The following is a 17,746-nucleotide window of genomic DNA, read 5'->3' on the forward strand; positions in this document are numbered from 1 at the left end:
CCCCGCTGGGGGTGTCCCCGAGCCGGACCCGGTGCCGGCCCTACGCCGCCGCCGCGTCCGGCTTGTTGTCGTCCTTGTCGTCCGGGAGCTTGCAGACGTGTTCCAGGAAGAGGGCGGCGGCGATGACCGCGATGCCGGCCAGGACCGCGAAGGCGGCGTAGACGGCCTGGTCGCGGCGGGGCGGGTTGTCCAGGGAGCCGAGCAGGAAGACGGCCGTGCCGCCGTACATGCCGGAGACCAGGGCGGCGACCAGGGCGCTCGCCTGGGCGAAGACCAGGGCGCGGGCGGCCATCAGGGGCTCGACGCCCTTGGCACCAGGGCGGCGTTCGCGCTGGGCGCGCAGGCGGGTGCGGATGGACAGCGCCGTGGCCAGCAGGACGACGGCGATCAGCGCGAGGACGATGGGGGCGAAGAGCGGGACGCTCGGCAGCGTGCCCAGGGAGTCCCAGAGGCGGGCGGCGCCCCAGGACAGGACTCCGGCGGCGGCGAAGAGGCCGGCCAGGACTCCGAGCCGTAGTTGCTTCACCGGGTGAGCCGCCCTTCGCCGCCTGTGTCCGTCGTGCTGTGTTCTGTGAGCCTAACGACTACTCGGGCAGCCGGAGTTCCAGGTCGCCCCGGGGGAGCACGCCGTCGCGCCCGACACCGGTCAGCAGATCGGCGACCGGGCCCGCGCCGGGCAGCTGGGCCTCGGGGTCCACGTCGTGCCAGGGGGCGAGGACGAAGGCGCGCTCGCGGGCCCGGGGGTGGGGGAGGGTGAGCACCGGGTCGTCGGAGACGACATCCGCGTACGACACGATGTCGACGTCGATGGTGCGCGGCCCCCAGCGCTCCTCGCGGACCCGTTCGAAGGCTTCCTCGATGGCCTGGCCGCGCTCCAGGAGCGAGGACGGGGGCAGCGTGGTCTTCACGACGATCACCGCGTTGAAGTACGAGGGCTGGGAGCCCGGGTCGACGCCCCAGGGCTCCGTCTCGTACACCGGGGAGACGGCCTTGACCCGGAGGCCGGGCGTGTCCTCCAGGGCGTCGATGGCGCCCTGGAGCGTCTCCAGGCGGTTGCCCAGATTGGCGCCGAGCGAGAGCACGGCCAGTTTGGGGTTGGAAAGGGTGATGTCCGCCGCGTCCACCTGCTCGACCACGGAGGCGGGCACCGGCTGTACGGTCGGGTCGCTCTGCCCTTCGGTGGAAAATGCAGTCATGCTCGGCTCCGGGTGATGGTGATGGTGACGTCGTCGAACGGGACGGTGATGGGCGCGTCCGGCTTGTGCACCACGACCTCCACCTCCTCGACGCCGTCGTGCTTGAGGCACTGCTGGGCGATGCGCTCGGCGAGCGTCTCGATCAGGTCGACCGGCTCGCCCTGGACCACCGCGACGACCTCCTCCGCGACCACGCCGTAGTGCACGGTCTTCGTCAGGTCGTCGGTGGCTGCCGCGGGGCGGGTGTCGAGGCCGAGCACGAGGTCCACGATGAACGTCTGTCCCTCTTCCCGTTCCCGGGGGAAGACGCCATGGTGCCCGCGGGCCTTGAGGCCGCGCAGCGCGACACGATCCACGCGAATCACTCCTGCTGTCGTTGGTCCGGGGGCACGGGGCCGCGTGCGGGCGGCCGGGTGCCCGATTTCGAATCTACCTGCGAGCACCGACAGCCCTCCCCCGTGGGGGCCGGGCCTGCGGGCGCGGAACAGATAGCCGCTGATACCCCGATGTCGCGGGGTCCAATCACCCCGGGCCGGCTTTCGTGCCCGAAAGTGGGCCGGGCCGGCTCAGGACGTGGGGTCTTCGTCCTCTTCCTCGCCGGTTTCGGCCAGTACGGGCGAACCGTGGTGCGACCAGAGCTTCCAGCCGTCCGGAGTGCGGCGGAACACATTCGTGGCGACGACGAGTTGCCCGACGAGCGGGCCGAGCGAGGCGCCCTCCTCGGCGGGGCCGCCGCTGAGGATGTTCTCGGTGCAGGTCACCAGCGCGGTGTCGGCGGTCATGGAGACGCTGACGTCGGTCAGGAAGAACTGGATGTACTCGGTGTTCGCCATGATCAGCGCGTAACTGCGCAGCACCTCGCGCCGCCCGCTGAGCACCGGCCAGCCGGGGTGGACGCAGGAGACCGTCAGCTCCTCGTCCGGCAGCCAGGCCGAGGTCAGCGCGTCCAGGTCGCCGCGCTCCACCGCCTCGTAGTACGCGGTGTTGGCCTGCTCGACGGCCGCGATGTCGGCGGCGGCGTCCGTCTGCTCGTCGTCCGGCCCGGTCACCTCGTCGCCCGGCCCGGTCACGCGGCTCCCTCGATGGCGCGGGCGACCCGGACGGCGTCGGCGGTGGCCCGGACCTCGTGGACGCGGACCGCCCAGGCGCCGGCCCGGGCGGAGAGGGCGGAGACGGCGGCGGTGGCGGCGTCGCGCTCGCGGGCGGGCGGCGGTGCGGCGCCCTCGCGGGCCAGGACGTGGCCCAGGAACCGCTTGCGGGACGCGGCGACCAGCAGGGGGCGGCCGAGGGCGTGCAGCGCGTCCAGCCCGGCCAGCAGCGCCAGGTCGTGCGGGGCGTCCTTGGCGAAGCCGAGCCCGGGGTCGATCACGAGGCGTTCCGGGGCGATGCCGCCGGCCACCACCGCGTCCATCCGGGCGCGCAGCTCGTCGGTGACCTCGCCGACCACGTCCCCGTACACCGCCCGGCTGTTCATCGACTCGCTGAAGCCGCGCCAGTGCATGACGACGAACGGCGCGCCGGCGGCGGCGACCACGGGGACCATGTCCGGGTCGGCCTGGCCGCCGCTGACGTCGTTGACGAGGACCGCGCCGGCGGCGACGGCCTGCTCGGCGACGCGGGCGCGCATGGTGTCGACGGAGACCGTGACGCCCTCCGAGACCAGGCCCCGGACGACCGGGATCACCCGGCGCAGCTCCTCGGACTCGTCCACCCGGCTGGCGCCGGGGCGGGTGGACTCGCCGCCGACGTCCACGAGGTCGGCGCCCTCGGCGACCAGGTCGAGGCCGTGCTTGACGGCCCTCGTGGTGTCGAACCAGCGGCCCCCGTCGGAGAAGGAGTCGGGGGTCACGTTGACGACGCCCATGACCGCGCAGCGGTCCCACTCCGGCAGACCCTGGACGGTCCCACGCAACGTACTCATATGACCAGCCTAGGCCCGTACGGGCTCGCGCTATGCCGTACGCGCGTCCTGCTCGCCCGCCTGGGGCCGTGCGTGGGCGCAGGGGCGGCGCGGGGCGAACCGGAGGGGGCGGGGGAGTGCCAGGTGCACGAAGCCCTCGGCCTGCATCGCGGCGAAGGAGATGCGGGGCAGGTCGCGAGCGGTGCGGTAGACCACGAAGCGGGGCTCCCAGCGTGGCCGGAACTTGGCGTTGAACTTGTACAGCGACTCGATCTGGAACCAGCGTGACAGGAAGATCAGCAGCCCGCGCCAGACCCGCAGGACGGGCCCCGCGCCCAGCTTCTCGCCCCGGGCGAGCGCGGAGCGGAACATCGCGAAGTTCAGCGAGACGCGGCTGATGCCGAGCCGGGGCGCGGCCTGGAGGGAGGCGACGATCAGCAGCTCGTTCATGCCGGGGTCGGCGGAGCGGTTGCGCCGCATCAGGTCGAGGGACATGCCGTCGGTGCCCCAGGGCACGAAGTGGAGCACGGCCTTCAGGTCGCCGTACGGGGAGCCGTCGCCGTGCTCGTCCGCCTTGTGGGCGGTGGCGACGAAGCAGTCGCGGTCGGCGGTGTCGCCGATCCGGCCGAGTGCCATGGAGAAGCCGCGTTCGGTGTCGGTGCCGCGCCAGTCGGCGGCGGCCCGGCGGATGCGGGCGAGTTCGGCCTCGCCGATGTCGGCCACGCGCCGGACACGGGTCTCGTAGCCGTTGCGCTCAATGCGCTTCACCATCTGGCGTACGTTGCGCATCGCACGCCCGGCGAGGGAGAAATCCGCGACGTCGACCACCGCCTCGTCGCCCAGCTCCAGGGCGGTGAGTCCGGTCTCGCGGGTCCAGACCTCGCCGCCGGTCTCGCCGCATCCCATGACGGCGGGGGCCCAGGAGTGCGCCCGGGCCTCGTCCATGAAGCGTTCGATGGCGCCGGGCCACGCCTCCACGTCACCGATCGGGTCGCCGCTGGCGAGCATCACGCCGGAGACCACGCGGTAGCAGACGGCGGCCTTGCCGCTGGGCGAGAAGACGACGGCCTTGTCGCGGCGGAGCGCGAAGTGGCCGAGTGAGTCGCGGCCGCCGTGCCGTTCGAGCAGGGCGCGCAGCCGGGCCTCGTCGTCCTCGGTGAGCCGGGCGGCCGGGTGTTCGGGGCGGAAGGCCAGGTAGATGGTGGTGACGGCGGTCAGCAGGCCGAGGGCGCCGAGTGAGCAGCCGACGGTCCAGGAGGTGTCCCCGGAGTAGTCGACGGGCCCCTCGAAGCCGACCAGGCCGTACAGCACGTGCTGGAGGCGGTCGGCGATGCTGGGGCTGCCGACCAGGCGGCGGGGGTGGGCGCTGACGATGACCAGGCCGAGGCCGAGCGAACCGGCGCCGAGCAGAACGAAGTTGGCCAGGGCCCGCCACCGGCTGCGCGGGTCGGGCAGGGCGGCGAACTCGCTCCGGTGGCGTACCAGCAGGTAGCACAGCGTCAGCGAGACCAGGGCGCCCAGGACCGAGTGCCGGTAGCTGAACTGGGCCAGCGCGCCCGCCGGGAGCAGGACGACGGCGGCCCGCCAGGCCCGCCGCTTGTGCCGTTTGAGGCCGTGGGCCAGGAGCAGCAGCAGGACCCCGGCGCTGAGCGAGAGCGCGGCGGCGAAGGGGCCGAGGGCCCCGGGAAGGACCTCGGCCAGACTGTGCATGCGGCTGTGCCGGAAGCGCGGGAAGACCCCGGCGGCGACGTCGATCAGTCCGACGGCGGTGCACGCCGTGCCGACGAGCGCGGGCACGGACTCCGGCCGGGGGCCGCGCGCGAACGCACGTGCGCGAACCGGAACCGATCCTGATTTATCCCCATCTAGCGTGACAGACATCGCTTCCCGTGGTTCCGCGAGAGATTTCCTGGAGTCCGGTGGCCGGAGCCCCACGGACGATGTGCGACCTCTAGGACGATCCTTCCGGGCCGCGGGTTCACCCGCTGCCCGGAAATTTCCTGACAGAAAGTTCACCGGTCATGGGCCTTACGGGCATGCCACTGCTGATCCTCGCGGTCGCGCTGGCCGTCGTGCTGTTCACCGTCACCGTCTGGTGCTGGCCGAGGCTCGCCCGGCGCAGCGCGCCCGCGGTGCTCGGCCGGGTGGGCATGCTGCTCGCGACCCAGGTGGCGGTGTTCGCCACGGTCGGCCTGCTGGCCAACAACAGCTTCCTCTTCTACGGCTCCTGGGCCGACCTGTTCGGCCGCAAGCAGGAGCTGGGCGTGGTCACCGACCACGCCGCCGGGACGCTGGTCGCGAAGAACATCGTGCGGGTGGGCTCGCAGCGGCCGGACGTGCCGGGCGGGGCGCTGCCGAGGGTGGGCGGCCGGATCGACAAGGTCGTGATCGCGGGCAAGCACTCGGGCATCGAGAGTGCGGCGTACGTCTATCTGCCGCCGGAGTACTTCCAGCCGGCGTTCGCCCGGCGGAAGTTCCCGGCGGTGGTGGTCCTCACCGGCTACCCGGGCACCTCGGAGAACCTGATCAAGGGGCTGCGCTATCCGCGTACGGCACACGAACGGGTGAAGGCCGGACGGGCGCAGCCCATGGTCCTGGTGATGCTGCGTCCGACCGTCGCGCCGCCCCGGGACACGGAGTGCGTGGACATAAAGGGCGGCCCCAGAACGGAGACGTTCTTCGCGGACGACGTGCCCCGGGCGGTGTCGGCCGGGTACCGGGTCGGCAAGCGGGCCCGCAACTGGGGCATCATCGGCAACTCGACGGGCGGCTACTGCGCGTTGAAGATCGGGCTGCACCACCCGGGCCGGTACGCCGCGAGCGCGGGGCTCTCCGCGTACTACAAGGCGGCCGAGGACCCGACGACCGGCGACCTCTTCCACGGTGACGAGGCGGCGCGGCACCGGGCGGACCTGCTGTGGACGCTGGACAACCGGCCGCAGCCGGACTCCTCGTTCCTGGTGACGACCTCGCGCCACGGTGAGGCGAACTACGCGGGCACGCAGAGGTTCGTGGCCAAGGTGAAGCAGCCCGCGCAGGTCTCCTCGATCGTGCTGGACAGCGGCGGGCACAACTTCAACACCTGGCGCCGGGAGATCCCGGCGGCGCTGGAGTGGCTGAGCAGCCGGCTGAGCGAGAGCTGAGCGTACGGACCCCGCCTCCCCTCAGTCAGGGCTCCGCCTCCCCTCAGTCAGGGCCCTGCCCTCCTCGGAGCCCGCCGGCCCCTTTCAGAGCCCCGCCGCGCCCGCCACGCTCTCGACCTCGAACTCCGCGCGGGGGACCGCGCGCCCGTCCGCGCCGACCGAGCGGCGCAGCGCCTCGTGCAGCCGGGCCGGGGTGAGCACGCCCAGGAAGCGGCCCTCGCCCGCCTCGTCGATGACGGCGATCCAGCCGGCGTCGTGCTGGAGCATGGTGGCGAATGCCTGTTTGAGCGGGGCGCCGAGGGGAAGCCACGCCTCCATGCGACGGGCGTGGTCGCGGACGGTGCCCTTGGCGCCGGTGCGCACGTCGTCGGCGGGGATCCAGCCGTGCAGGTGCTCGTCACCGTCCAGGACGACGGCCCAGCGGGCGCCCTCCGCGCGGAGGCGTTCGGTCGCGGTGGACAGCGGGTCGTCCAGGTGGACGACGGGCGGACGGTCGAGGTCGCTCTCCTCGACGGGGGTGACCGAGAGCCGCTTGAGGCCCCGGTCGGCGCCCACGAAGTCCGCGACATAGGCGTTGGCGGGGGCACCGAGCACGGTCGCGGGGGTGTCGAACTGCTCGATCGAGCCCTGCCCGTAAACGGCGATGCGGTCGCCGAGCCGGACCGCTTCCTCGATGTCGTGGGTGACGAACAGGACGGTTTTGCGGACCTGTTCCTGAAGCTTCAGGAATTCGTTCTGGAGGTGTTCGCGGACCACGGGGTCGACCGCGCCGAACGGCTCGTCCATCAGCAGGACCGGCGGGTCGGCGGCGAGCGCCCGGGCGACGCCGACGCGTTGGCGCTGTCCGCCGGAGAGCTGTTCGGGATAGCGGTCGCCATAAACGGAAGGATCGAGTCCGACGAGGTCGAGGAGTTCCGCGGCGCGGGCGCGGCCCTTTTGGCGTTTCCAGCCGAGGAGATGGGGAACGGTGGCGGTGTTCTCCAGGACTGTCTTGTGCGGGAAGAGGCCCACTTGCTGGATCACATAGCCGATGCGGCGGCGCAGCTGGACGGGGTCGATGGCGGATATGTCGTCCCCGTCGAGGAATATCCGGCCCTCGGTCGGTTCGATCAGCCGGTTCACCATCTTCATGGTGGTCGTCTTGCCGCATCCCGACGGTCCGACGAGCGTGACCAGTTCACCCTCGGCGACCTCGAAGGAAAGGCCGTCGACGGCGGTGGTGCCGTCCGCATACCGCTTGGTGACGTGCTCGAAACGGATCATGGTTCCCCATTGTCGCGGGTGTTCTGTGAAGGACATGTTGCTGGAACACAACGGCCCCGGCGATTGTCAGTGGTCGAGGATAGGCTCGCCGGACATCAGTACGAGAAGGCGAACGGGAGGTGGGGGGACGGATGGCCGGACAGAACTGCCTGGTGACGAACGACTGGATCTGCGGGGAGTATCTCCGTTCCCGGAGCCAGGAGTTGACGGACGCCACCGTCCAGCACATCTGGATCACCGCCGTCTCGGTCGCGATCGGTGTGGCCGTCGCCTTCCCGCTGGCGCTCCTCGCACGCCGGGGCCGCGGATTCGCCGGACCGGTCCTCGGGCTGACGACGGTGCTCTACACCGTGCCGTCGCTCGCGATGTTCTCGCTCCTGCTGCCCCTCTTCGGGCTCTCCGCCGCCCTGGTGGTCACCGGGCTCGTGCTGTATTCGCTGACCATCCTCGTACGCAACATCCTGGCGGGCCTGGAAGCGGTGCCCGAGGAGGCGAAGGAGGCCGCGCACGGCATGGGGTACGGGCCGGCCCGCCTGCTGTGGGAGGTGGAGCTGCCGCTCGCGCTGCCCGCGCTGATGGCGGGCATCCGGATCGCCACGGTGTCCACGATCGCGCTGACCACGGTCGGTTCCATCGTCGGCCGGGGCGGCCTGGGCAATCTCATCGAGGACGCGCTGCCGAGCTTCTTCAAGGCCCAGGTGCTGGCCGCCTCCGTGCTCTGCGTGCTGCTCGCGGTCGTCGCGGACCTGCTGCTGCTCGGGGTGCAGCGGCTGCTGACGCCCTGGACGCGGATACGTGCCGCCGCACCCGGCCCGGCCACGGCGGAGGCGGTCTGACATGGGAGTTCTCGAAGACGCCTGGACCTGGCTCACCACCGGTGCCAACTGGTCGGGGGAGAGCGGGGCCGCCCACCGGCTGAGCGAGCACCTGTACGTCAGCGGTGTCGCGCTCGCCCTGGCCTGCGCCATCGCCCTGCCCCTCGCGCTGTACCTGGGCCACATCAGGAAGGGCGGCGCCCTCGCGGTCAACCTGGCCAACGTGGGGCGCGCGGTGCCCGTCTTCGCGGTGCTGGCCCTCTTCATGGTCTCGCCCCTGCGCAACGCGGGGTACATACCGACGATCATCGCCCTGGTGCTGTTCGCCGTGCCGCCGCTGCTGACCAACGCCTACGTGGGGATGACCGAGGTGGACCGCTCGGTGGCGGAGGCGGCGCGCGGGATGGGCATGTCGGGCGGCCAGCTCTTCCTGCGCGTCGAGCTCCCCCTGGCCTACCCGCTGATCATGACCGGGCTGCGGTCGGCCGCCGTCCAGGTCGTGGCCACGGCGACCATCGCGGCCATGGTCGGGCAGGGCGGCCTCGGCCGCATCATCACCGCCGGTTTCAACACGTACGACACCGCGCAGGTGGTGGCGGGGGCCCTGCTGGTCGCCGTGCTCGCCCTGCTCGTGGAGGCGGTCCTGGTGGCCGTCGACCGTCTGCTGTCCCCGCTGCGCCGCCGCCGGACCGCGTAGGGACACCGGCTCGCCCCACCCGTAAATCCTGTCGCATACGCACCACTTGTCACATACGGCCTCGCCGCCGTGGACGGAGAAGAACATGACCAGCACTTCACGCATGGCCGGCGCCGTCATCGGCATCCTCGCGCTGGCGGGCTCGCTCGCCGCGTGCGGCGGGGACAGCCTGGAGAAGGACAAGGGCGCCCCGGCCGGAGGCCAGGACTCCGGCAAGAAGGGCTCGCTCGTCGTCGGCGCCGCCGCCTTCACCGAGTCCAAGGTGCTCGCCGAGCTGTACGCGCAGATCCTCAAGGACGCCGGATACAGCACCTCGGTCACCACCGTGAAGAACCGCGAACTGTACGAACCCTCCCTGGAGAAGGGCGAGATCGACGTCGTACCGGAATACGCGGCGACGATCGCGGAATTCCTCAACGCGAAGGTGAACGGGGCGAAGGCCGCCGAGGCGAAGCCCGTCGCCTCGGGCGACACCGCCGCCACCGTCGCCGCCCTGAAGAAGCTCGCCGAGCCGCGCGGACTGAAGGTCCTTCCGGCGGGGAAGGCCGTCGACCAGAACGCGTTCGCGGTGACCAAGGAATTCGCCGGCAAGCACAAGCTGAAGACCCTTTCCGATCTCGGCGCGGCGAAGATCGGCGTCAAGGTCGCGGCGGGCGACGAGTGCGAGGTGCGGCCCTTCTGCGCACCCGGGCTCAAGAAGACGTACGGCATCGACGTCACCGGAATCGACCCCAAGGGCGTCGGCACCCCGCAGTCCAAGCAGGCGGTGAAGGACGGCAAGGACCAGCTCGTGCTGACCACCACCACCGATGCCGTGCTCGACACCTACGACCTGGTGTTCCTGGACGACGACAAGAAGCTCCAGAACGCGGACAACGTCCTGCCCGTCCTGAACGCGAAGGACGCGGGCGACCAGGAGATAGCCGACGCTCTCGGCAAGCTCACCGGCGCACTCACCACCGAGGACCTCGCACAACTGAACCGCAAGGTCGACGCGGAGCGCGCCAAGCCGGCCGATGTGGCCCGCGAATATCTCCAGTCGAAGGGTCTGATCAAGAAGTAGGGCCTTTCGTTTGGGTCAGGCCGGATCAGGGAACGGGGGCCGCCGGGTAACTTGCCGGGCACAGATTGCCGGGCGGCTCCCCAAGTACGCCGCGCACACGGTAAATTTCGGGCCATGCCCCGTGGACGCCATCGCCATTCGCCACCACTGCACAGAATCCTTCCGCCTTCGGCCGTCGCCGGAGCGGCGGTGGCCTGTGCGGCGGGAGCCTGGCTGCCGACCGAAACCATGGTCCTGCGCGCGCTGGTCGCGGCCGCTGCCGCGGCCGCCGTCACCGGCGCCGTCCTCATGCGCGGCTGGGACCGCGATGCGGGCCGTCGCGTCGCCGAACTGACGCGCGCCCGCGCGAGCGACGAGTGGCGCGCCGAGGAGCGCGCGGCGGAGCTCGAAGCGGACCTGGAGGAGGCGCGGGAGATCCGCGCCCGCCTGGAGACGAAGCTGCGCCGCAAGCGCGTCGAGCTGGCCGGGCTGCGGGGCGAACACGCCGCGCTGCTGCGCCGGTACGCCAACGCGGAGACCGAGCGCGCCAGCGTCCTGGAGAGCCGGCGGCAGCTCGCGATCGAGGCGTCCGCGCCCGCCCGCGCACTGCCCCCGGCCCGCTCCACACCCACCCCGGACTCCTACGCCCGCGCCGCCCGGGCGCTGGCCGACCTCCCGCGCAACGCGGCGCTCCAGAACGCCCGCCGGATCGCCGATCAGGCGCAGCGGGATCTCGCGGAGCGCGCCCGGGAGGAGAAGCAGCCGAAGGCCGCCGCCCTGCCCGCCGCCCTGCCCGCCACCCGGCCCGCCGTCCAGCCGCCCGCCATGCGCCCGGTGCCGGCCGCCGGCGCGGTCGTCCCGTACGCGGGGTCCCGCCGCCATCCGGTGCCGCAGGGCAACTTCGACTTCTTCGGTACGCAGAAGGCCGTGCCCGCCGCGGCCGGGCGCGCCGCCATCGAGTCCGTGCAGAACGAGGACCTGGCCGACGTGGTGGGCGAGGAGGTCCTGGCCGCGCAGCGTCCGGACGCGCCGGAGGACCGCGCCGTCGGCAAGGTCATCGACCTCACCGCGCACGACGAGACGGAGCAGCTGGACGTCGCGCAGCTGCGCAGCGCGATCTCGTAACGCGGTGGCGCCGGTCGGCGCCTGCCGGCCGGTGTCGCCTACTTGTCGATGTCGCCGACGACGAAGAACAGCGAGCCCAGGATCGCGACCATGTCGGCGACCAGCGTGCCCGGCAGCAGTTCGGTGAGCGCCTGGATGTTGTTGAACGACGCCGAGCGCAGCTTCAGCCGGTACGGGGTCTTCTCGCCCTTGGACACGAGGTAGTAGCCGTTCACGCCGAGCGGGTTCTCGGTCCAGGCGTACGTGTGGCCCTCGGGGGCCTTGAGGACCTTCGGCAGCCGCTGGTTGACGGGCCCCGGCGCGAGGTCCGCCATCCGGTCGAGGCAGGCGTCGGCGAGGTCCAGGGCGTTGTGCGTCTGCTCCAGCAGGCACTCGAACCGGGCCAGGCAGTCGCCCTCGGTCCGCGTGACGACCTTCAGCGTCTCCGCCAGCTCCCCGTACGCGAGATACGGCTCGTCGCGCCGCAGGTCGAAGTCGACGCCCGAGGCGCGGGCGATCGGCCCGGACACCCCGTACGCGTGCACCGCCCCGGCCGACAGCACGCCGACGCCCCGGGTGCGCCCCCGGAAGATCTCGTTGCCGAGGACCAGTCCGTCGTACACGTCCATCCGGGAGCGGACCGAGGCGACGGCGTCCCGGGCGCGGCCGAGCCAGCCCGCGGGCAGGTCCTCCTTGAGGCCGCCGACCCGGTTGAACATGTAGTGCATCCGGCCGCCGGAGACCTCCTCCATCACCGCCTGAAGCTCCTCGCGCTCCCGGAACGCGTGGAACACGGGGGTGATCCCGCCGAGTTCCAGCGGGTACGAGCCGAGGAACATCAGGTGGTTGAGGACCCGGTTCAACTCGGCGAGCAGGGTACGGGTCCAGACCGCGCGCTCCGGGACCTCCATGCCGAGCATCCGCTCGACGGCCATCACGACGCCCAGCTCGTTGGAGAACGCGGAGAGCCAGTCGTGGCGGTTGGCGAGCATGATGATCTGGCGGTAGTCGCGGGCCTCGAACAGCTTCTCCGCGCCGCGGTGCATGTAGCCGACGACCGGTTCGGCGTGCTGGACGCGTTCGCCGTCCAGGACGACGCGGAGGCGGAGCACGCCGTGGGTGGAGGGGTGCTGGGGGCCGATGTTGAGCACCATGTCGGTGCGTTCGGCTGCGCCGCCGATGCCGATGGTCGTCTCCGTCATGGGGTCAGTATCGCGTGCCGCGCCGTTGCTCGGGGCTCTGCCCCGGACCCCGCTCCTCAATCGCCGGAGGGGCTCAGAATTTCCTCTGCTCCAGCCACCCGAAATCGCCCAGGCCGCCCCTGGCCGTCAGTTCCGCTGCCTCGCCTGCCGCCGCGAGGGCGCGGAGGTACGCGGACGGGTCGGTCGACGCCAGGGTCAGGGGTGGGCGTTCGCCCGTGATGCCCAGGGCGGACAGGGCCTCGCGCTGGGTGCGTACGGTCGCGTGCGGGGCGGCCGCCGCGCACGCGTCCAGGGCCACGTGGGCCGTCAGGTCGCAGGTGCCGTCCGGCACGGGCCGGACCTCGCGGCCCGCGCGGAAGCCGGTGAGCGTGCCGAAGGGCGGGCGTTCCCCGCGTACGTGCGCGTAATCCACCGCGACCGCGAGCCCGGCGGACAGCGTGGACACCGCCGCCGCCCACGCCTCGTCGCGCGGTCGGCCGACCTCCGCCCGGCTGCCCGGGCCCGCCGACGGCCACCAGCGGCGCAGCCACTCCGCGTCCGCCCCGGTCACCGGAGCGCCCAGCCGCTCCGCGCCGTCCCGGGTGCGCACCTCGACGTACCGTTCGACGCCCTCGGCATCGGTCTCCGCGACGGGGAGCGGCACGTTGTCCAGCCACTCGTTGGCGAAGAGCAGCCCGCGCGCCCCGGGCGGCGGCTGTGCGCACCACTCCACCCGGCGGTCCAGGCCCTCGGGGCGGGCGGCGAGCTCCACCGCGTACGCACGCACCGCGAGGTCCGCCCCGCCCTCGGCCGGGAGCGCGGCCAGGACGCCGGTGACGAGTTCCCCGCGCCCGGCGCCCATGTCGACCAGGTCCACCCGCGCGGTGCCGAGCTCCGCCGCCGTACGGACCAGGAGCCGGGCGACGGCGGCGGCGAAGAGGGGAGAGGCGTGCACAGAGGTACGGAAGTGGCCCGCGGGGCCCTCGGGGCGCCGGTAGAAACCCTCGTCGCCGTAGAGAGCGGTCTCCGCCGCCTCCTGCCACCCACGCCACTCATCCGTCACTGGCCCAGTCTCCACCTTGGGGAGTACGGTCCGGGGACCCGGATCGGCCCTTCGGTTGACCCGGCGGCCCTCGGCCTTCTTTACGCTGGGTTACGTGCAACGCCTCTACGATTTCATCCGCAGACACCCGACGGGCGTCGACAGCTTCTGGGCTGTCGTCCTCCTCGGGCTCTCCGGCATGACCATCGTGGTGGGCGACGTCGGGCACGGCGGCCGTCTCGAACGGATCGCGATCGTGCCGGTCGTCCTCGGCCTCTGCCTCGTCGTCGCGCTGCGCCGCCGCGCGCCGGAGAAGATGCTGCTGCTCGCCATCGCGATGGGCGTTCTCCAGCTGATCTGCGGCGTCCGGCCGAACGTCGCGAACTTCGCGATGCTCGTCATCACCTTCACCGTGGCGACCGTCGGTGAGCGCTGGGCCTCCCGGCTCGCCCTGGCCTGCAGCCTGACCGCCGCCACGCTGTCCCAGCTCCGCTGGCCGAACGAGGAGGGCACGCCGCGCAACTGGGCGCAGACGCTGTTCCTCGTCGCCGTCCTGACGGTGCCCTTCGTGCTGGCCTGGGTGCTCGGCGACTCGATGCGGACCCGGCGGGCCTACTTCGACCAGCTGGAGGAGCGGGCGGCCCGCCTGGAGCGGGAGCGCGAGGCCCAGTCGAAGGTCGCGGTGGCCGCCGAGCGGGCCCGTATCGCCCGCGAACTGCACGATGTCGTCGCGCACAACGTCTCCGTGATGGTGGTCCAGGCCGACGGCGCCGCCTACGTCATGGACGCGGCGCCCGACCAGGCCCGGCAGGCGCTGGAGACCATCTCCGGCACCGGCCGCCAGGCGCTCGCGGAGATGCGGCGGCTGCTCGGGGTGCTGCGGACGGGCGACGCGCAGGAAAGCGGGGAGTACGTCCCGCAGCCCGACGTCGAGCAGATCGAGGAGCTGATCGACCAGGTCCGCAAGGCCGGGCTGGCGGTGGACTTCAAGGTCGAGGGGACCGCCCGCCCGCTGCCCAGCGGCGTCGAGCTGACCGCGTACCGGATCGTGCAGGAGGCGCTGACCAACACCCGCAAGCACGGCGGCCCGCACGTCGGGGCCAGTGTGCGGCTGGTCTACTTCGATGACGGGCTCGGCCTGCTGGTCGAGGACGACGGGCGGGGCGCCGGGCACGAGCTGTACGAGGACGGGGGCGCCGACGGCGCCGGCCACGGCATGATCGGCATGCGGGAGCGGGTCGGCATGGTCGGCGGCACACTGGACGCCGGGCCGCGCCCCGGCGGAGGATTCCGGATCAGCGCGTTGCTGCCCCTCAAGGCCGCCGACCGCTGAACGAACGAGGAGAGAACAGCCCCCATGGCGATCCGCGTGATGCTCGTCGACGACCAGGTGCTGCTGCGCACCGGCTTCCGGATGGTGCTCGCCGCCCAGCCCGACATGGAGGTGGTCGCCGAGGCCGGTGACGGCGCCGAGGCGATCGACATCCTGCGCGCCACCGCCGTGGACGTGGTGCTGATGGACGTCCGCATGCCGAGGCTGGACGGCGTCGAGGCCACCCGCCGCATCTGCGCGCAGCCCGAGCCGCCGAAGGTGCTGATCCTGACGACGTTCGACCTGGACGAGTACGCGTTCTCCGGGCTGAAGGCCGGGGCCAGCGGCTTCATGCTGAAGGACGTGCCGCCGGGCGAACTGCTCGCCGCGATCCGCTCCGTGCACAGCGGCGACGCGGTCGTCGCCCCGTCCACCACCCGACGGCTGCTCGACCGGTTCTCACCGATGCTGCCCAGCGGCACCCCGGACCCGCAGCACAAGGACGTCGCCAAGCTCACCGAACGCGAGCGCGAGGTCATGCTGCTCGTCGCGCAGGGTCTGTCGAACGGCGAGATCGCGGGCCGCCTGGTGCTCTCCGAGGCGACCGTGAAGACGCACGTCGGCCGCATCCTGACCAAGCTGTCCCTGCGCGACCGAGTGCAGGTCGTCGTCCTCGCGTACGAGACGGGGCTGGTCCGCGCCGGCGGCGGCGCGGGCTAGCGCAGGATCCCTTCCAGGAAGTCGCTGCCCAGCCGGGCCACCACGGTCAGGTCCAGCTGGTGCAGGACGTACCGGCCCCGGCGCCGGGTCGTGACCAGACCGGCCTTCTTGAGCACCGCGAGATGGCGGGAGACCTCGGGCGGGGTGATCCCGTTCGTGTCGGCGAGTTCACCAGTGGTGTACGGGGAACGCGCGATGTTCCGGCACAGCCGCATCCGCATCGGGTGCGCCAGCGCCTCCATCCGCAGCTGGAGCAGCTCCACGGAGGCGGGCGCGGGCAGCTCCGGCCGGTGCACCGGGTAGTGGATCACCGGTCGCCAGCCCGGGGCGTGCAGCACCATCAGATGCGGCCAGCCGAAGCTGGTCGGGATCAGTGTGAGCCCGGGGCCGACGGCGGGGTCCGTCGCGGTGGTGGCCCCCTCGGTCAGCTTGTCGACGCTGATCCGGCCGCCGTCCGCGTCGAGCGTGAGCGCGGGCGAGACCGCCCGTATCGCCTCGGCGACCCCCTTGCGCCGCAGCAGGTCCGTCTTGTGCCGCGCGTCCGCCACCAGCTGGATGCGCGTCCGCTCCCAGGTGTCCGCGAAGAACGCCTGGTCGCAGTCCTCGAACAGGCGGCGCAGCCAGCGGCGTACGGGAGCGGGGTCGGCCAGCAGCCGCTTCGTGAACTCCACCTGGCGCGGGCCGCGCGCCGCCGCCATGTCCAGCGCCCGGGCACGCGCCCCGGAGTTGCGCAGCGGGGAGGCCACGCCGGTCCCGTAGAACGCGGCGCAGGTGAACTCCAGGGCGGCGGAGACGAACCGGTCGTCGTTCAGACGGTCCAGGATGTCCAGCTCGGCGGCGAGGCTGTCGCCCGGCATGCCGTCGCCCCCGACGACCCCGGCGGACGGCATGAAGATGTCCGAGAAGGTGTTCCGCCACAGGAACTCCGCCTCGTGCAGCCGGTCGGCGAGATCGGGCTCCAGGGCCGTGGCGGTGGCCGTCGCCCAGCCGTGCAGGCCCGGGTGGTGCCCCGGCTCGGAGAGGGCGTGCAGGGCGACGCCCAGCTCCACGAGCGGGGAGGTCCGGAAGACGATGCGCTCGGGGTCGAGCCCCGCGATGCCGATGGTGACGCTCACCGGTCCATGGTGCCTGTCACCCGCTCCAGAAACGCCGCCACCGCGTCCCGTACGTCGTCCGCGCTCCACTCCAGCCCGGCCTCCGTCACCGTGATCTCCGTGAACGCCACCCCCGGCGCCCCCGCGTCCGGTGTGAACCAGCGGCGGAAGAGCACCGTGCCCGTCTCCTCCGCCTGCCGCACCGACGCCTCCGCCAGCACGTCCGCGTCGTACGGCAGCCACACCTGGAACTGGTGGGTGTGCGGCACCTCCGGACGCACCCGGAACCAGCCCGCGCCGGCCGCCTCGAACCCCTCGGCCAGCGCCCCGGCGACCACCTTCGCGTGCGCCACGTACGAGGGCAGTCTCGGCAGCTCCCGGTCGAGCCCGGCCAGGGCCGCGACCGCCGCCGGGAACTGTTGGAAGAGCTGACCGCCGTACCGGTGCCGCCAGAGGCGGGCCTCCTCGACCAGGGAGGCGGAACCGGCGAGCACGGCCCCGGAGATCCCGCCCAGGGACTTGTAGAACGACACGTACACGCTGTCCGCGAGCGCGGCGATCTCCGGCAGCCCGCGCCCGAAGCGCGTCGCGCACTCCCACAGCCGGGCCCCGTCGAAGTGGACGACGGCGTCCCGCTCGCGCGCGGCGGCCACCACGGCCTCCAGCTCCTCCCAGGTGGGCAGCAGGAAACCGGCGTCCCGCAGCGGCAGCTCCAGCATCAGGGTGCCGAACGGCTCCGGGAAGTCGCGGACCTCGTCGGCGGTCGGCAGCCTCGGATCGGTCGTCGGGTGGACCGTGCGCAGCCCGCTCACCGCCCCCAGGGCGCCGCTCTCGTGCACCTCCGGGTGGGCGAGCGGGTGCAGGGCGACGACGGGGTTGCCGGTGCGGGCGGCCCAGCAGCGCAGCGCGACCTGCTGCGCCATCGTCCCGGTCGGGAAGAACACGGCGGCCTCCGTGCCCAGCAGCCCGGCGACCCGCCGCTCCAGTTCGCCGACGACCCCGTCCCCGTAGAGGTCCGCGGGGAGCCCGGGGTCGGTGACCGTCCCGGCGTCCGCCGCCAGGGCGGCCAGCTGCTCGCCGAGCGTGCGGTCCTGGGGGAGACGGGACAGCACGCGCCCGGCCTCCCGCCAGGCGGTGAGCCGCCGCAGCCGCCGCGCCTCCTCGCTGCCCGGTTCCGCCGTCTCGTCCGTCACCTGCGTGTTCATGTCTGCCATGGGACGATCATCACGCAGAACGC

Annotated in this window: 18 protein-coding genes; 7 read left to right on the forward strand and 11 right to left on the reverse strand. The window is 72.5% G+C overall.

The genetic code is table 11. The features are described from left to right. Positions 1 to 40: 40 nt before the first annotated feature. The 6 genes from OG867_RS17875 to OG867_RS17900 form a co-directional block, all read right to left on the reverse strand. Positions 41 to 526 (reverse strand): DUF3180 domain-containing protein, encoded by a 486-nt coding sequence (locus OG867_RS17875; protein ID WP_406286572.1) that lies wholly within the window; start codon positions 524 to 526, stop codon positions 41 to 43. A gap of 58 nt (positions 527 to 584) precedes the next feature. Beyond that, positions 585 to 1,196, reverse strand: a complete 612-nt coding sequence (gene folK, locus OG867_RS17880) for a 2-amino-4-hydroxy-6-hydroxymethyldihydropteridine diphosphokinase (protein WP_328900858.1) — start codon at positions 1,194 to 1,196, stop codon at positions 585 to 587. Further along, positions 1,193 to 1,552 carry a dihydroneopterin aldolase gene (gene folB, locus OG867_RS17885; protein ID WP_073966343.1) on the reverse strand — a complete coding sequence of 120 codons (360 nt, stop codon included), beginning with the start codon at positions 1,550 to 1,552 and terminating at the stop codon, positions 1,193 to 1,195. The genes folK and folB overlap by 4 nt, the downstream gene beginning before the upstream one ends. Before the next feature lie 210 nt (positions 1,553 to 1,762). Continuing rightward, entirely contained in the window at positions 1,763 to 2,266 is a 504-nt protein-coding gene (locus tag OG867_RS17890) for a nuclear transport factor 2 family protein (RefSeq protein ID WP_328900857.1), read from the reverse strand. Continuing rightward, positions 2,263 to 3,060: a dihydropteroate synthase gene (folP, locus tag OG867_RS17895; protein WP_406291015.1), complete on the reverse strand. Its 798-nt coding sequence runs from the start codon at positions 3,058 to 3,060 to the stop codon at positions 2,263 to 2,265. The genes OG867_RS17890 and folP overlap by 4 nt, the downstream gene beginning before the upstream one ends. A gap of 87 nt (positions 3,061 to 3,147) precedes the next feature. Continuing rightward, positions 3,148 to 4,977 carry a phosphatidylglycerol lysyltransferase domain-containing protein gene (locus tag OG867_RS17900; RefSeq protein ID WP_406286576.1) on the reverse strand — a complete coding sequence of 610 codons (1,830 nt, stop codon included), beginning with the start codon at positions 4,975 to 4,977 and terminating at the stop codon, positions 3,148 to 3,150. 140 nt (positions 4,978 to 5,117) lie between these two features. Here OG867_RS17900 and OG867_RS17905 point away from each other — a divergent pair, with 140 nt between their 5' ends. Further along, a complete protein-coding gene (locus tag OG867_RS17905) occupies positions 5,118 to 6,239 on the forward strand; it encodes an alpha/beta hydrolase (RefSeq protein ID WP_406286579.1) in 1,122 nt (373 codons plus the stop codon). An 84-nt stretch (positions 6,240 to 6,323) separates the two neighbouring features. Here OG867_RS17905 and OG867_RS17910 read toward each other — a convergent pair whose 3' ends face one another. Next, a complete protein-coding gene (locus OG867_RS17910) occupies positions 6,324 to 7,502 on the reverse strand; it encodes a betaine/proline/choline family ABC transporter ATP-binding protein (protein WP_328900854.1) in 1,179 nt (392 codons plus the stop codon). A 131-nt stretch (positions 7,503 to 7,633) separates the two neighbouring features. Between OG867_RS17910 and OG867_RS17915 the strand changes: the two genes are divergently transcribed. The 4 genes from OG867_RS17915 to OG867_RS17930 all read left to right on the forward strand — a co-directional run bounded on the left by OG867_RS17915 (position 7,634) and on the right by OG867_RS17930 (position 11,181). After that, positions 7,634 to 8,338 carry an ABC transporter permease gene (locus OG867_RS17915; protein WP_328900853.1) on the forward strand — a complete coding sequence of 235 codons (705 nt, stop codon included), beginning with the start codon at positions 7,634 to 7,636 and terminating at the stop codon, positions 8,336 to 8,338. A gap of 1 nt (position 8,339) precedes the next feature. Then, positions 8,340 to 9,014, forward strand: coding sequence for an ABC transporter permease (locus OG867_RS17920; RefSeq protein ID WP_328900852.1), 675 nt, complete (start codon positions 8,340 to 8,342; stop codon positions 9,012 to 9,014). Positions 9,015 to 9,099: 85 nt separating this feature from the next. Beyond that, complete coding sequence (locus OG867_RS17925; protein ID WP_328900851.1) at positions 9,100 to 10,077, forward strand: ABC transporter substrate-binding protein; 978 nt, start codon at positions 9,100 to 9,102, stop codon at positions 10,075 to 10,077. Between the two features lie 114 nt (positions 10,078 to 10,191). Beyond that, entirely contained in the window at positions 10,192 to 11,181 is a 990-nt protein-coding gene (locus OG867_RS17930) for a hypothetical protein (protein ID WP_406286583.1), read from the forward strand. 38 nt (positions 11,182 to 11,219) lie between these two features. Here OG867_RS17930 and OG867_RS17935 read toward each other — a convergent pair whose 3' ends face one another. Then, a complete protein-coding gene (locus tag OG867_RS17935) occupies positions 11,220 to 12,362 on the reverse strand; it encodes an NADH-quinone oxidoreductase subunit D (RefSeq protein WP_328900849.1) in 1,143 nt (380 codons plus the stop codon). A 73-nt stretch (positions 12,363 to 12,435) separates the two neighbouring features. Then, positions 12,436 to 13,404 carry an SAM-dependent methyltransferase gene (locus tag OG867_RS17940; RefSeq protein WP_406286585.1) on the reverse strand — a complete coding sequence of 323 codons (969 nt, stop codon included), beginning with the start codon at positions 13,402 to 13,404 and terminating at the stop codon, positions 12,436 to 12,438. A 94-nt stretch (positions 13,405 to 13,498) separates the two neighbouring features. Here OG867_RS17940 and OG867_RS17945 point away from each other — a divergent pair, with 94 nt between their 5' ends. Beyond that, on the forward strand, positions 13,499 to 14,716 hold the full coding sequence (locus OG867_RS17945) for a histidine kinase (protein WP_328900847.1): 1,218 nt from the start codon (positions 13,499 to 13,501) through the stop codon (positions 14,714 to 14,716). Between the two features lie 24 nt (positions 14,717 to 14,740). After that, positions 14,741 to 15,415 (forward strand): response regulator transcription factor, encoded by a 675-nt coding sequence (locus OG867_RS17950; protein WP_328900846.1) that lies wholly within the window; start codon positions 14,741 to 14,743, stop codon positions 15,413 to 15,415. Here OG867_RS17950 and OG867_RS17955 read toward each other — a convergent pair. Together OG867_RS17955 and OG867_RS17960 are read right to left on the reverse strand one after the other, a co-directional pair. Continuing rightward, positions 15,412 to 16,530 carry a DUF5937 family protein gene (locus OG867_RS17955; protein ID WP_406286588.1) on the reverse strand — a complete coding sequence of 373 codons (1,119 nt, stop codon included), beginning with the start codon at positions 16,528 to 16,530 and terminating at the stop codon, positions 15,412 to 15,414. The two genes, OG867_RS17950 and OG867_RS17955, sit on opposite strands and share 4 nt — an antisense overlap. Next, positions 16,527 to 17,723 (reverse strand): threonine aldolase family protein, encoded by a 1,197-nt coding sequence (locus OG867_RS17960; protein WP_406286590.1) that lies wholly within the window; start codon positions 17,721 to 17,723, stop codon positions 16,527 to 16,529. The genes OG867_RS17955 and OG867_RS17960 overlap by 4 nt, the downstream gene beginning before the upstream one ends. Positions 17,724 to 17,746 lie beyond the last annotated feature (23 nt).

Origin of the sequence: Streptomyces sp. NBC_00209 (genome assembly GCF_045206345.1) — a bacterium.
In the GTDB taxonomy this organism is placed as follows: Bacteria; Actinomycetota; Actinomycetes; order Streptomycetales; family Streptomycetaceae; genus Streptomyces.

What these genes read in the sequence shown, in the direction of transcription:
- folK (WP_328900858.1), bottom strand. Translation starts at nt 1,196, where the DNA reads ATGACTGCATTTTCCACCGAAGGGCAGAGCGACCCGACCGTACAGCCG.
- folP (WP_406291015.1), bottom strand. Translation starts at nt 3,060, where the DNA reads ATGGGCGTCGTCAACGTGACCCCCGACTCCTTCTCCGACGGGGGCCGC.
- OG867_RS17900 (WP_406286576.1), bottom strand. Translation starts at nt 4,977, where the DNA reads ATGTCTGTCACGCTAGATGGGGATAAATCAGGATCGGTTCCGGTTCGC.
- OG867_RS17905 (WP_406286579.1), top strand. Translation starts at nt 5,118, where the DNA reads ATGGGCCTTACGGGCATGCCACTGCTGATCCTCGCGGTCGCGCTGGCC.
- OG867_RS17910 (WP_328900854.1), bottom strand. Translation starts at nt 7,502, where the DNA reads ATGATCCGTTTCGAGCACGTCACCAAGCGGTATGCGGACGGCACCACC.
- OG867_RS17915 (WP_328900853.1), top strand. Translation starts at nt 7,634, where the DNA reads ATGGCCGGACAGAACTGCCTGGTGACGAACGACTGGATCTGCGGGGAG.
- OG867_RS17920 (WP_328900852.1), top strand. Translation starts at nt 8,340, where the DNA reads ATGGGAGTTCTCGAAGACGCCTGGACCTGGCTCACCACCGGTGCCAAC.
- OG867_RS17925 (WP_328900851.1), top strand. Translation starts at nt 9,100, where the DNA reads ATGACCAGCACTTCACGCATGGCCGGCGCCGTCATCGGCATCCTCGCG.
- OG867_RS17930 (WP_406286583.1), top strand. Translation starts at nt 10,192, where the DNA reads ATGCCCCGTGGACGCCATCGCCATTCGCCACCACTGCACAGAATCCTT.
- OG867_RS17935 (WP_328900849.1), bottom strand. Translation starts at nt 12,362, where the DNA reads ATGACGGAGACGACCATCGGCATCGGCGGCGCAGCCGAACGCACCGAC.
- OG867_RS17950 (WP_328900846.1), top strand. Translation starts at nt 14,741, where the DNA reads ATGGCGATCCGCGTGATGCTCGTCGACGACCAGGTGCTGCTGCGCACC.
- OG867_RS17960 (WP_406286590.1), bottom strand. Translation starts at nt 17,723, where the DNA reads ATGGCAGACATGAACACGCAGGTGACGGACGAGACGGCGGAACCGGGC.